The organism is Paenibacillus septentrionalis, from assembly GCF_042659865.1.
GTDB lineage: Bacteria > Bacillota > Bacilli > Paenibacillales > Paenibacillaceae > Pristimantibacillus > Pristimantibacillus septentrionalis.
The window spans coordinates 48,832-63,890 of sequence record NZ_JBHSTE010000006.1 but is presented as its reverse complement, the minus strand read 5'-3'; the positions used below and the strand labels follow the sequence as shown (position 1 = coordinate 63,890).

10 protein-coding genes are annotated in these 15,059 nt (G+C 42.1%); 1 reads left to right on the top strand and 9 read right to left on the bottom strand.

All coding sequences use genetic code 11. The features are described 5' to 3' along the window. The first annotated feature begins 277 nt into the window (after positions 1-277). On the top strand, positions 278-1,204 hold the full coding sequence (locus ACFP56_RS17350; protein ID WP_379236887.1) for a GNAT family N-acetyltransferase: 927 nt from the start codon (positions 278-280) through the stop codon (positions 1,202-1,204). Between the two features lie 106 nt (positions 1,205-1,310). Here ACFP56_RS17350 and ligD read toward each other — a convergent pair whose 3' ends face one another. The 9 genes from ligD to ACFP56_RS17305 all read right to left on the bottom strand — a co-directional run bounded on the left by ligD (position 1,311) and on the right by ACFP56_RS17305 (position 14,955). Then, a complete protein-coding gene (ligD, locus tag ACFP56_RS17345) occupies positions 1,311-3,728 on the bottom strand; it encodes a DNA ligase D (RefSeq protein ID WP_379236885.1) in 2,418 nt (805 codons plus the stop codon). A 264-nt stretch (positions 3,729-3,992) separates the two neighbouring features. Then, positions 3,993-4,706, bottom strand: coding sequence for a beta-glucanase (bglS, locus tag ACFP56_RS17340; protein ID WP_379236883.1), 714 nt, complete (start codon positions 4,704-4,706; stop codon positions 3,993-3,995). A gap of 154 nt (positions 4,707-4,860) precedes the next feature. Beyond that, entirely contained in the window at positions 4,861-6,972 is a 2,112-nt protein-coding gene (locus ACFP56_RS17335) for a glycoside hydrolase family 36 protein (RefSeq protein WP_379236881.1), read from the bottom strand. Positions 6,973-7,021: 49 nt separating this feature from the next. Continuing rightward, complete coding sequence (locus ACFP56_RS17330) at positions 7,022-8,836, bottom strand: beta-L-arabinofuranosidase domain-containing protein (protein ID WP_379236879.1); 1,815 nt, start codon at positions 8,834-8,836, stop codon at positions 7,022-7,024. Between the two features lie 43 nt (positions 8,837-8,879). Beyond that, on the bottom strand, positions 8,880-9,602 hold the full coding sequence (locus ACFP56_RS17325) for a response regulator transcription factor (RefSeq protein WP_379236877.1): 723 nt from the start codon (positions 9,600-9,602) through the stop codon (positions 8,880-8,882). A gap of 1 nt (position 9,603) precedes the next feature. Beyond that, a complete protein-coding gene (locus tag ACFP56_RS17320) occupies positions 9,604-11,331 on the bottom strand; it encodes a sensor histidine kinase (protein ID WP_379236875.1) in 1,728 nt (575 codons plus the stop codon). Positions 11,332-11,453: 122 nt separating this feature from the next. Next, complete coding sequence (locus ACFP56_RS17315; RefSeq protein ID WP_379236873.1) at positions 11,454-13,007, bottom strand: extracellular solute-binding protein; 1,554 nt, start codon at positions 13,005-13,007, stop codon at positions 11,454-11,456. Between the two features lie 65 nt (positions 13,008-13,072). Beyond that, positions 13,073-13,954 (bottom strand): carbohydrate ABC transporter permease, encoded by an 882-nt coding sequence (locus tag ACFP56_RS17310; protein WP_379236871.1) that lies wholly within the window; start codon positions 13,952-13,954, stop codon positions 13,073-13,075. 17 nt (positions 13,955-13,971) lie between these two features. Beyond that, positions 13,972-14,955 carry an ABC transporter permease gene (locus ACFP56_RS17305; RefSeq protein WP_379236869.1) on the bottom strand — a complete coding sequence of 328 codons (984 nt, stop codon included), beginning with the start codon at positions 14,953-14,955 and terminating at the stop codon, positions 13,972-13,974. Positions 14,956-15,059 lie beyond the last annotated feature (104 nt).

Genomic DNA, 15,059 nt, shown 5'->3' with positions numbered 1-15,059 from the left:
TGCATCTTGCAGCCAACTGCAATGCTCAGGCTAGCAGTATTACGTTGGCACTCGCTGAATAGGTTGAACGTACAATGTCGCCAGTAAAAAATAAATATAACTGTACATTACGTCGATTAATACAACCAATATATGGTAACCTTATTAATAATCACAGTAAAGGAGGCGTTTGATTTTGAATAAACAATTGAGCGTAAAGGGCCATCTTATAAAGGGGAAATTCGCATAGCTAGCCCTCTAAACTGCGAAGCCCTCTATTACCGAGAGGGGTACTCATTTGAGCCAATCATTATCTAAAAACGTACTTATTCGTCTTTTTCAAAGCGAAGACATGCCATTGCTTGGCGAGCTATACCAATCTGTTACGATAAATAAGCATGCAGTATTTTGGTGGGTCGGAGACGAAGCTAACTGGTGCAATGTCTATTGTGCATTTGAGCAAGGGAAAATGATCGCTAAAGGGCAGGTCAGCATAATTAACGTCGTACCTCCCAATCGTTCACAAGAGAACAAACACTCTATATATGTGAACCTTAAAACCGTACCCGATAGAGAAAACGACGTTGCTTTACTAGAGACCATCTATCAGCAGCTATTCAGAAGAGCGAATGAATTAATGAATGAGTTGCCGAAAGAATATGGGACGATTCTATGTGTCGGCAACGACTCGTCTGAAGCAGCGAACAATCAGTTTTTTATTGATAAAGGGTATCGTAATCTGTACCGTTCGTATCATATGAATCGAGATTTGAAGGAACCCATTTCTGAATTAAAGCTCCCTGAGGAATTTCAATTCTCGCACTGGAAGATGGAGACAGCTGACGAGGAGAGAGAGTATCTTGCCATAGAAGGAGAGATATGGCCTGACACTCCACTGGGTCATAATCGGCTATGTGAGCATAAAACAAACAAGCTATGGACGGCGATGGTCATTCGATATAAAGGGATCATTGTGGGGGGATTAATGGCGTGGCAAGAACAGGATTACGGCGTAATCGAGGATGTTTTCGTTCGAGAGCCCTGGCGAAAGCGCGGTATTGCCAAGTATTTGCTTACAGAAGCCTTAACCTATCTCAAGGCTAATGGTTTGAAAAACGCTGCTCTGATGGTCGTAACGACTAATCAATCTGCCTTGACTCTATACGAATCAGTTGGATTCCATTCGGTATCGGAAGAGCTAAGATATTGTATAAATTTGAATTAGACAAAGAGGGGCTGCGCCCCTCTTTGTTTAGTTTCGGTTGTGGTTACTACCCGACTATATGATGATGTTCTTCGTCTCACGAGTCTGACTATGTGATGCCTGCCAGTTACTGCTTGAAGAAATCTTCCCACGGATCACTTCCATTAAGCCTCAATAGTGCATCTGCCATCGTAATGCCATCCGGTTCTACAGTATCGAGCTCGTCCCACGAGATCGGCATCGATACTTTCGCTCCTTCTCTTGCTCGTATAGAATAAGCAGCAGCACTTGTTGCCCCCCTGCCGTTTCGTATCCAGTCGATGAAGATCTTGCCGGCACGGCTGGCCTTTCTTACATTGCTCGTATAGCGATCAGGCCACTTTTGCTCCATCACCTGTGCGACTTGCTTGGCGAAATTGTGAAACTGATCCCATGTCATCGCCTGTTGGAAGGGAACAACAACATGGTAGCCTTTTCCTCCACTCGTTTTAAGATATGATTTCAGCGAGAGCTCCTCAAGAATACTTCTTACGTCCTTTGCTCCCTGTCTAATTCTTTCAAGCTCCATGCCTTCATCGGGGTCTAGATCGAACACCATCATGTCAGGATATTCAAGCTTATCGATCCGGCTTCCCCAGGTATGGAATTCCATCGTGCCCATTTGCGCCTCGTAAATCAGCCCGGACACGTTCTCGATATAAAAATAATCCTCCGTACTTCCACTGCCAGTCGTTATAGGGATGGGAACAATTCCCTTGCTATCGGCACCCGGATGCTTCTTGTAGAAGCAGGTGTTCGCGACTCCTCTTGGGCAGCGCACCACAGTAAGAATTCTGTGGCCTACGTACGGCAGCATATGCTTGGCAACCTTAGCATAATACCGAATCACGTCTTCTTTGGTGATGTCAGGATTGGTAAATACTACTTTATCAGGGTTTGTAATTTTAATTCCTTCAATAACGATGCTGGCTTTCTTAGCTCTGCCTCCTTGTTTGGGTGGGGCTGGTTGAAGGCTCTCTTCTTCCGCTTCCTCCCGCTTGATCTCCCGAGGGTCCTTATCTACCCGTAAGCCCTTGTAGCTTGCCTGCCTTAGCTGCTGCTCCTTCGTCCATTCGGCAAATTTGATCTCCGCAACCAGCTCTGGCTCCAGCCATGTAAACCTTTCGCTGGATTTAGGCTTCGGTGCTTGATTGAATGGGGAATCCTTTCGTATCAGGCGCTCAAACTCCTTTTCTAGCATTCTCACATCAGCCTCACTCATGCCTGTACCTGCGCGACCAACATATACGAATTCATCGCCTTGATAGACACCTAGCAGAAGCGAGCTTATCCCGCTCGTTTTTTTATCGGTAAGCACGAAGCCTCCGATAACGAACTCCTGCCTTCTATCGCATTTCAGCTTAATCCACTCACCATTTTTCCCACCGCTATACTTGGAGTCTGCCCTTTTACCAATGACCCCCTCCATTCCAGTCTGACAGGCCACTGCAAAACTTTCCTTTCCGTTACCCTCGATGTGGCGGCTGTAGTATAGATGGCTTGGAGCATTCTCCAGCAATTGCTCCAGTTGCTCCTTCCTCTCGATCAAGGGATTCCGCCGAAGATCCACACCATCCAGCGCAAGCAGATCAAAAACGATATAGGTCAGGCTTTGACCCTTCGGATTCTTCATATAGTTCTGCAACGCCTGAAAATCCGTCTTTCCCGCTTCGTCAGTAATGACAACTTCACCGTCCAAAATCATCGATCTTCCAGCGGCAAGGTCGGAGACAGAAGTTGCAATGGTTGAAAAACGACTCGTATAATCATGGCCGTTCCTCGTCATGAGTCGGACGGTATTCCCCTCCACGAAGGCAACAATTCGGTAGCCATCGTACTTCAACTCATAAAGCCAATCCTCGCCCTCGGGAATGGTCTGAACTAATTTGGCAAGCTGAACCTCGACCTTATTGAACGGATTTCTTGTTAGCTTCTCCTCTTCTCCTCGCTCGATTTCCTCCATTGTACGTCCCGTTCTAATGCTGGTCGTATACTCCGATATTCCGCTAGAGGTCTGGACATATTCATCTCTTTCCTTTAGTAAAAGCCAGTTGTCCTTGTCGTCGCCAGCTTTAGGCTTCAAGCGAATGAGCGCCCACTTTCCCTTCAGCCGTCTTCCTCTCAGTACAAGCTTCAGCTCACCTTTACGAAGCCCTTCGTCCACATCCCCTTGTGGTTCCCAGTAGCCTTCGTCCCATAGCATAACGGTTCCACCGCCGTACTGTCCCTTGGGAATCGTGCCTTCGAAATTTCTGTATTCGAGCGGGTGATCCTCCACCATAACAGCAAGCCGCTTATCCCGTGTATTATAGGAAGGGCCTTTCGGTACAGCCCAGCTTAACAGAACACCTTCCCACTCCAGACGAAAATCATAATGCTCTCTTCTTGCCATATGGTGCTGAATGACGAATCTGAGACCATCTTCAGAAGCTTCTGTTCTCCCTGTTGGCTCTAAGGTAATATCAAAATTCCTTTTCTCGTTATACTCACTTAGCTTCGCAGTCATTAGTCAAATCCCTTATCCTAATTTATGTATAATTGGTAGTGTTTCCAACAACAAGGACAGTATGCGGAATTGCGGGTACAACAAGAAAACAGATTGGACTTTCAACTAACGAAAAACCCGAACTATTTGACGAAATGCTTTACAGAATTTCGTTATAGATCGGGTTCTTATTTAAAATTTCACATGATTAGCTTAATTGTTCGGGACCCCTACGGCAACATTAGTGCTGTCACAGCCAAGTTAAAGCATTAGCCTTGTTAACCTTTAATTACTTGTATACTTGACCCAATCGTATTCAGCATATAACGGATTCGCACCATTATATGATCCTAACCAAGAATCAACTCCTTTGCCGTTCCAAATGTTCATCATAATTCTTCCTGGCGTACGTGGAATATTGGTTGTTGCAGTATGCTTTAACACGCCGTCAACATACCATTTAATGTAGCCAGGCTGCCAATCGAAAGCATAAGTATGGAAGCCCTGTGAAGCATCGAAGCCGAGATTAACAATTTTCTCATTGCCGCCAACGCCATTGGTGAAGTAATTGAATTGTACCTTTGTCGTATCCTTGCCTAAAAATTCAATGTCAATCTCATCCCACTGCGTTCCATAAGACGGGCCTGTATACGTGAAGAAGGATGATACAATCCCTACATTTTTGGCAGGTTTCATGCTAACCTCGTATAAACCATAACCATACGTATGCTTGGATTGATACTCACCGCAATCAAATACGTTATAAGCAGAGCTCGTCAATCCAAGCCTTAACTTACCATCGTTCGTAAAGCTAGCATTGTTGCTGCGCCATGTGCAATTAAACATCCCGCCGTTTGAGTAACCATTCGATTTGTTCCATGTCTGAGAATTAAAATAGGTTAGTGGCTCCCAGAAAACAAAACTAGCAAATACAGATCCAGCCAAAACCATAGAAATGAGACCTGTTGCAACTAATGAAATCCAAGACTTCTTCTTCATTCGACACCTCCTAAATAATTGACCAGCACGAAAGACGAATACAATAGCGTAGATGGATCCTTTCTGCACCATTTGTAAAGCGCTTTCATAATTGGCGTCTTTATTGTATATCGTAGTCATGCCGCTACTCTATAACAACATCTTAAGTTTGGTGTTAAATTTCCAACTTTAAAGCCGAAAGCTGAAGACATGCTGCTGAAAATGGTTCGTGTAGGCGAATTGTAAGCGATTCATCATTGATATGAGCCTCTACATGCTGTTCCGAGAATGTACTCGTTATCTCATAATGTAGATCGTTCTGTAGTGGCAACGTGATGGTTGGAGCTAAAGCACCGTCAAATGTATGAATGACGACTAGTAGCTGATGATGATCATTGGACGTACGCATAATAGCTTGCCAGCCCTCAGGCTTGCGATATCGAGTAATGGTGCTTCCGTATCTTCTAGTAGTGCCTTCTTTAATGATTGGTGCGACATCTTTGTAAAATTTGATTGCTTGCTCGACAACTTTCCATTGCTCATGACTCAGCTCATGAATATCTCCAGACAAACACATCCTGCCAAGCATTGTGCTGCTTAACGAATAGACCAAACGTTGCAGCGAATCCTGTTTTCTTAACACAGCCCATATTTGACTTTGTCTTGGTAATATGACGCGATGGAGATTAGCAGCAATTATCGGTATTTCTTCGCATTCATGTGCGTCAGAGAAGGACGACATACTTGTAATGGCAAGCATAGAAGGCTCTAATCGATGTCCCCCGGAAGCGCAATTTTCGATGACGATATCGGGAATTTCTTTCTTAATTAACCTAAAAAAATCTTGAACGGCCTGCATTTGACTTCGTAATCCCTCTCCAAGAGACTCCGAACCGTCGCAGCCGATTCCAAGACTATCGTTATAATCAACTTTTAAATATCCAAACCTGTGTTGTTTCATAAATTGAATTACTTTTTCTCTCAAGTATTCGATCACATACGGATCGCGGAAATCCCAAAATCTTCTTCTGCCAACTGTAATGGGAAATCCGTCTCGCTTCAACAGATGCTCCGTATTATGAAACGCTGTTGACGCTTCGCCGCAGACCTCCATTTCAAACCAAATCCCTGGAATCAGGCCGCATTTTCTAATATGCTCAACCGTTTCTTCAAGTCCATTAGGAAAATCACTACGGCTGACCTCCCAATCTCCCATACTGTTAAACCAATTGGATGTGTCGCTCTTATACCATCCACAATCAATGACGAGATATTGAATCCCTTTCCCCTTAAGCTGTTCCGCTATAGCGTACAGATTCGAAGCGGAGGGAGATCCCCATGTCGTACAATAATCATTAAAAATAATAGGCAAGTCATTCTCAACTGCTGGCAACTGCGCCAACGGTCTGTTCTGAATGGCGGTCAAACGCTCTGCTGCACAATCTACATCTCCTGCTACAGTAGTCAAAAAAGCGCTTGGGCTCTGAAATGACTCCTCTATTCCAATCGTTTTATACCAATGACCAAATTCTCTATCCGCCAAGCCACCTGAGAGGTACAACGCATGATCTCTTCTGCCAAGCTCAATCTGCCAGGAAGCTGGATGCGCAATCTGAACTCCCCACGTTACGCCTGCCCGAGTATCTTCTAAAAATGCAGTTGGAAAAAACTCACGAACAGGCATACTGCCTACTTGTCCGAAGCGCAAACATCTGTTCCCAAATGGGGCCCATGCAGGCTCCAAGTTCAATTCTGCAAGCGTATTTGACATTAATCGTCCCTCTGCCGACCAGGAGCTTAACACGCGATGCAGTACAACAGTGTCAGAAGCGTCATCTTCAGCAAAAGGTGTAATTCCCGTCAATGAAAATGAAGATAGCATCTCTACTGTTATTGGGCGTTCACCTTTATTTCTTATGACGACATAGGATTCTATAGCGTTGTAATCGGTATACCATATGAAATGATGCTCTACTTTATAGGAATCAGGAGAGTTCCAAGTAGAAATAATCGTTTTACGATCCTTCCCCTCTATTACATGCTGATCTTGAAATTCAAGTTTATCAAGCGTTCCACTATTGCGCATGGAATGACCATGAGCAAATCCACTTGGATATGCATCGCCAAGCAGCTTAATTTGCACCAATGAATCGACCATCTCGTATTTATGGCGCACTTCAGATGCCATCGTATTCGGTAATAGAATCAACCCGACTGTACTGCTCTGATCATCTTTTATATAGCGTGCAATCATGTCGCCTAGTACGTAATCTCTCCAAGGTTTCATGTTATCCCCTCCGATTATGGAAACTTCGAACTTTTCTGTTTATATCGCGTCATGCCTGTTCATACGCTGCACTTCCATCTGTTGCCGGCATAAACCGACGCTTGTGCGACAAGCGTCCAGCAAGATCCAAGTATACAGAATACTGTTCCTGCTCAATTCGAAAAAGCGGTTTAAATGCCGCTTTATGTCCAAGGTCGTCTGTTAATACAAATTCAAGCTGATTCTTTTCACATTTTACGAATCTACTCAACAAATTTTCTTTTGATATGCCGACCAACTTTTGTTCGCTTCCTAATTGGGCAAGTAATACGTTTCCGTACATTACAGCAACCAAACGCTCATTGCCTTGTAATGGAACGAAACGTAACGGTGCTGCAATTTCGATTTGAATGGTGTCTTGATCATGGAATACTCGCTCAATGAGGATAAATCCGCTCTCCCTCTTATATTCGATGCTTGATGAATTTATTTTTACGTCAACAATAGTGCTTTCCTTTAACATCAAGGTGAACGCTACAGCATGTTTTGTGCTTATGACAAGCGTTGAGGTAAGACTGTCTGGGAAAGCTGTTTGCTGTGAAATCTCTACTTCTTTTTCCTTCCAATATAAAGTAGATGAGATAAAGGCATTCAGTAATAACGTGTCTGTTCCTTTAAACCAGATGTTCTTTTGCAATTCACTCATTGCCTCGATTCCGGATGCTGTGCAGCACCAGAAGGTATCGTAAGGTTCACTGAATGTTTTGCAAGCTCCGCTGCCCATAGGCTGATGATATTGAGATAGACCAGTCTCACTGCTTGTGCTGTTAAGAATGGCGTTGTATTTCAGCGATTCAAGATGATCCAAGTAGTTAACCCCCTGAGTCCAGTAAAACAATCGCTCAACCATTCTTTCCGTGTTATGCGCACAGCAGCTCTCACTTTCACCACCAGTCAAGCTGTTGTCCAATCTGCCATACGCTCCCCAATGCTCTGATTTCTCGGATACCGCCCCTTGTATAGCATGTGTTGCCCTAGAGCTGTTGTTGCCATTGGCAAATGTTCTCCCTAGCAAGAAATGATAAAAGTTCATCGCTGCAAGCTTATACTTTTCCTCACCCGTAATCTCATATCGGTGCATGGCACTTATAATCATCGGTAGATGCGTATTGGCATGCAGGTTATTAAGAACGTCTTCCCCTGAGGCAAGTGGAGATATGAAATAATCTCTGTCAAACTGATGCGCAAGACGAAGCAGGCTCGCGTCACCTGTTAGGTCATATAAGGTATAGAAGGAATCTCCTATTCCGCCAAATTCATTTGCCGGATTAAGCTTAGTGCATCGCAGTATACCGTCGATTTTCCAAGAGGATAGCTTTTCAAACCTTCTGTTAATGTAATGAGCCAGACCGAGTGCCAAGGTCAACGCTTTTGCATTGCCCAAGTAGTGATAACAATCAATTAATCCTTGAATAATTTTGTGCAGCGTATAGTACGGCGCCCATACATTGCGGTCTTCCTCCTGCTCCAACACATCCAATACACCTTCTTCAAAGGCACTAAGATACCCGTTGGGCTGAGCACAGACATCCAACACATCAACAATTGTATTCGCTTTCAGCTTTAAGTGTGGATCGCCATCAGCATAAGCAAGCTTCGCGCAAGCAGATAGAAAATGTCCGACAAAGTGACCTCTTAAGCCGCAATTCTCAGCCTCCCACCCTCCTAATGGTTTAGCATGAGAAGGTAAGCCTGCATTTAGCCTAAACGTGTGCAGCAACCTATCCAGCTCGAAATTGACGATATACTGTTTAACGAGTTGACGGCGAACAGCTGCATCATGATCCATTAATGTAACCTCATCCAAATGACATGAACGAATCAATGACCATTCCTCCCTTTTTCATTGCACATATCGCTTGTTTCCTTCAGCAGTCTGCTTCGCCACTCGCGCTCTTGCGATATTCACCTGGGGTTGTGCCTGTATATCGTTTAAACACCTTCGTGAAGTAGTGCTTGTTGTCATAGCCAACCATTTCCCCTATTGTACTAACCGGGATGTCGCTCCCAGAGGCCAATAATTTTTTTGCTTCCTGAATTCGAATTCCATTCAAATAGTTGACAAAGGTCTGTCCTGTTTCCTTCTTAAACAAGCTGCAAATGTAATTCGGATGCAGATTCATCATGTCAGAAATATGATCCAGTGAAAGATCCTTACGAAAATGAACCTGCATATAGGCTAGTATTCTGCTGGCATGACGAGAATCTGTATCATTAGCAGGGGGCAGCTCTTTATTGACACGTTCAAGCAATACAGCGATTTCCTCTTGATCGATTGGCTTCAGAATATAATCAATAACACCAACTCGCAATGCTGTTCGTACGTACTCAAACTCATCGTATCCTGTTAATATAATAAAACGATTACACAGCTCTTGCTCTCTTGCCTCTTCTATCAACTCAAATCCGTTTTTTTCAGGCATATTTACGTCAGTGATCGTAATATCAGGCATATAATGTTTCATAACCTCAAGTCCCTCTACTGCATTGTGAGCTTCTCGAATCTCCGTTCCTCCAGGAGCGACTTTTCTGATGACTTTGATCAGACCTTGCAATATCAATGGTTCATCGTCCACAATTAGTAGTCTCATTTTACTTCCCCCTCCTTTTATCAATGATGATACAGAAACTCGCCCCCTTACCAAATTCACTGTGCACCTCAAGACGGGACGTACCGCCGAAGAAAGCTTTAATTCTATCATTCACGTTTATCAATCCAACACCCGTTATCGTCGCAGATTCTCGCAGTTTATCTCCACCCAGGAGTAAAGATTGAAGCACTACTAATTTCTCTGCTTGAATACCATTCCCATTGTCCATCACATACAATCTAATTTCTTCCTCCAGCTCTTTAGCTGCAAGTCGAATATGAACAGGACGTATTACTGCGGATACTCCGTGATTGATACTATTTTCTATCAGAGGCTGTATAATGAAACGCGGACATATAACCTTTGCGGCATCCATAGAAACATCAATCTCATATGTCAATCTGTCCTGCAGTCGTGTTTTGTGAATTTGCAAATAAAACTTTGCCATATCAATCTCTTGTGCCAATGTTACCTCATCTTGCTCAGAGGATAAGCTATAACGCATCAGCTTGCCAAACCAAAATGAAATATCCGCCACTTCTTTATCATTATTCGTTTCAGCGAGCATCCTAATTGTCTCAAGCGTATTGTAAAGAAAATGCGGTTTAATTTGTGCTTGTAAAACTTTATAGGCAGCCTCTTTATTAAGCAGCTCCGCGCGATGAACATTGTTAATCAGTTCGTCCATACGATGCAGCATAGAATTATAGGTTTCAATCAGGAAGCCTATTTCATCCTTTTTCTTGGAGCTTTTCTGTTTAAATATGCTTTGACGTAAATTATCCTCATTTAACGTACGCATATGTCTTGCTAATTTTAGAATACGCTTCGTAATAGACGTTGCCAGCCAATAATATACGAGTGATAATCCTACTAACAGCAAGAATAGAATGATAATCACGATCACTTCAGACCTTGTTAAGGAATGAAATACATCGTCAACTTTACCAGCTATGAAGACATGAACGCCAAGCTCTTCAAGCACCAGTTGATTGATTACATTTTGACGGTCAATGATAAATGTATCCGCTTCCGAATTCACTAACTCGAAAACACTGTCATGAATTGGCATGGGAAGGTTGCCAACAACTTCACCCTTTACTAAGAAAAAAGCCTCCCATGGAGCCTGTACTCCTGCAGCTTCAAAAAACTTTTTTATAAATGAATCGTTAATTCTAATTTCCAATAGTCCGATTATTTCAGTAAACTGTGTGTTGTAAAGATGCTGGTAATAAATTAGCTCAGAATGTAAAGAATCCGGGTCAACTCTAACCCATAACCCGGAACCAGGTTTTAGAGTGCTTAGTGACTCTTCTATTTGGGAATCAAGAAATTCCCACTCAACAAAATGATCGGTTATTGTAAATATGTCCGCGCCCTTCGTGTAGATCAATAACGAATCAATCTCAGGATTGGCAAATAACGCTTGTGCATATAACGGCCGTATATAGCGAATGAAGGAATACACATTTTCTAATTCTGTGTCATATACGCCATCAAGATAATCAGTAACGTAAGAATTATATTGCAAAACTCGATGTATCGACTCGATACGAGTGAAGTCCATTTTCATATTTGAGTAGGCTTGTTCCAATATCTTTTGACGACCTTCAGCGTATTGCTTCGTTAAGCTTCCATGTATTTGAGTATAATAATGGTAACCAAATGCCATTACCGGTATGAATATTAAAATAATATAACCTAGCGTTATTTTCCGAGTAATATTCACCATTACTCCTCCTAGCACTTGTATGTCACTTGGTATACCTAATATAACATGGAAGAATGATCAATACAGACGGAAGTTCGAAAAACGGTAGAGAGACAAGGTCCCTCTACCGATGTAACAGGTTATTTAATAAATAGTTCTTTCTTTTTTTGATAAATGTCATTCGCCCATTCAACCAGCTGTGGTAGTCCGATTTGATCGGCTGTTTTTATCATATTTTCATAGTTAGCAATCGCTTCTTCTTCTGAATTTGCGAGATAGATTTTTACTTTCTCATTTTTAATCATCTCATCGACTTTTGTTTTAATTGTTTTTTCTTCAGAGTCTGGTTGTGTTTGAATAAGTCCAATCTCAGGCTTATATTGTGTAATCTCTTTTCGCTGCAGTAAGGCCTGAGTTTTTTGTGTACCAGGAACGTAGCCTTGCAGCCCTTCAGTCACACCATCATTGTACAGATACCACCACTTGATGCCGTTACTGTTAACAAAGTCCCCATCTGATGGATCATAATTCAAATTAGGATAACCCTCTTCATTCCATGTCCAATGCTCGCCTTCGATACCGAACATGGTTAGCTTTTTCCCCTCATCACTAGCTAGGTATTCGATGAATTTGATTGAAGCCTCAGGGTCCTTGTTGTTTTTAGTAATAAATGTACCCGCGAACCCAAGTCCTGTGCTTACAATTTTAGCATCTTCAGATAATGCGCTTGGCAGCATTTTAAATGTATAGGTACCACCATTGTTTTTGATTTTTGTGTTGTTGGCGTCAGCTACACTTACGGTATGGCTATGAGCAAATGCTTTTCCACTGATGGCGTACTCATCATCAATTTGATCATTGGTGTATGCAAAGTTTTCAGCTAGAATATAGCCTTCACGGTATAATTTATTCATGAATTTAAAGAACTCCAGCATTTCTGGCTGCTTAATCGCGTATTCGATCTTGCCATCTCTTTCATACCATCCATCCAGCAGTGCTTCCACTCCAAATTGTTGCAGGAAATATTGTTCGATCCAGTCCTTATCCATAATCAATGGCACCATATCAGGATACTTTTCCTTCACCATAGCTAAAACATTTACGAAATCATCTACGGAGTTTAGAGACGGGTTGCCAAATTCATTCAGTATATCCTCGCGAACCGCAATACCTGGATTGCCATCACTGCCAATTGCATATTTATTCGCGGCCATTTCCTCTTGCGTAGCAAAGGAATTTCTTACTGTATAGAAATTCCCATCGTCCATTGTATGAATGGCAATTCTCGTATTATCAATTACAAAATCAGGTGCATATTGTTCAATCAGTTCATTCCATGGGTATGATAAACTTGAATCCGACAACCGATCAATTTGAGAATAAGTAAAGATCAGATCCGGCAAGTCACCTGAGGAAATCATAAGCGGTAGTTGTCTGTCATCAGCAGCGACCGTTACCTTTAATTTCACACCCGTTTTTTCAGTGATTTTCTCCGCTATAGGGCCCTTCCACTCACTGACAGGATACCACGGAGCATCAATAAAAAGCGAAAGCTCCTTAACTTCACCATTCCCTGTTGATGTCTTGCCATCGTTTTCATTCGTATTCGCATTGTTGCTACCACAAGCCACTAGCAAAGAAAACGAAAGAACCATTGACAACGATAGTAACAGACCTTTCTTTATCTTCATCATCAAACAACCCCTCCATGAATCAAATTATATATCAAAGCAAGCAAGCTTGCTCTAATACCACAGAATCAACCTTTTACCGAGCCCAGCATAACGCCCTGAACAAAGTATTTTTGCAGAAACGGATATACGCAGACAATAGGCAAGACAGATATAACCATTGCAGCTAATTGAAGCGAGTAGCTCGTAACCCCAGCTGAAGCACTGTTTGCTATCGCAATTGAATCCATAGGTGCGTTACTTTTATTAATAACTTCCATCATACGAAAGGCTAGCGTTCTTAAATTTTCCGACTGCACAAAGTAAGCTGAATCCAGCCATGAATTCCATTGACCTACACCAGTGAACAACGACATCGTTGCAATAAGCGGCATCGATACAGGAAGAATAACCTTATAAAAAATAACAAACTCATTTGCGCCGTCTATATGAGCTGATTCCTTAAGCTCTCCTGGTATATCCCTAAAGAAGGAAATCGCGATTAACAAGAAGAACGTACTTAGCATCGAAGGAATGATATATACGCCGAACGTGTTGAGCAATCCTATCGAGCGCAATACAACATAATAAGGAATTAATCCGCCTGAAAAATACATGGCGAAGATAATAATCGTGAAATAGGTTTTACGAAATAACAATTGTTGATGCGACAAGCCATAGGCTACAAGACTAGTAAACAAGACACCTAGAACCGTACCTGAAAGCGTTCTCATAACACTTACAAGAAAAGCCTTATACCAATGAGGGTCACTTAAAAAACGTTCGTAGTTTTCAAGAGTGAATGCTCTTGGCCAAAAGTAAATAGCTCCTGTAAGGGAATCCGTTCCCTTATTAAAGGATAGAATTAACACATAGTAAAACGGATAAAACATAACTATAAAAATGACGAATAGGATGACTGTGATCAAGCTATCCATAATCCGGTCTTTTTGTCTTTGACTCAAAGCCATAATCTCCACTCCTCATTCTAAAATAAGCTTGATCCTGAAGCGCGTTTTGCAATATAGTTACTTGAAAAAATTAAGACGACAGATATGATAGATTGAATAAGATCGATAGCTGCTGCATATGAAAAGCGACCATCCCGAAGCCCAACCTTAAACGCATATGTTTGAACAATTTCGGATGTGGAATTATTTATACTATTTCCAAATAAAAACGCTTGTTCAAAATTAGAGCCTACTAATCCGCCTCCCAAAATGCTTCCAATTGTAAGAATAAGAACAACAACGATCGTTCCTTTCATACCTTGAAACGTAATATGCCGAATTCGTGCAAGTCTTCCTGCGCCATCGATCTGAGCTGCTTCGTACAATGTAGGATTGATCCCAGCTATAGCAGCTAGGAAAATAATCGTCCACCATCCAACCTCTTTCCATACTGCGCTTCCGACTGCTAGCCCCCAGAAGTGATCAGCGTTAGTCAAAATATCTAACGGCCTATCGATTATACCGAGACTGATCAAAGCTTTATTGATCATTCCTATATCAGCGGACAGGAAGGAGAATGCAATACCTGCCACTACTACCCAAGAAATGAAATGAGGCAGGTAACTAACCGTTTGGACCACTTTCTTAAAACGAAGGTTTTTAGCCTCACTCAGTAAAATTGCAAGTATAATTGGAGCTGGGAAAGTAAACAGTACCTTCAGAAAGCTTAAAGCAAGGGTATTACGAACGATTTCACCAAAACGATAATCGTTAATGAATTCATTGAAGTGCTTAAGTCCAACCCACTCACTTGTGAATATTCCTTTAATCCCGGTAGATATGGAATAATCTTTAAAAGCCATAACTATCCCAAACATCGGAGTGTAAGCGAATATTAGTAAAAAAATCATTCCTAATCCTACAAAAAGGTGAAGAACTTTTTGCTTTTTTAATTGTTTGAAAAATTGTGTGCGTCGTTCGCTAAACCGAACACTGTGATCGACTGATCTTTCCAATGCCATACAACCCCCTCCTTCTCCATCATTATAGCTTTGCAAAATAACCTTCCATAAGCTAACATTTTTAAGAAAGCGTTGTCATTTTTTAAGATTCATTCACATTCTTA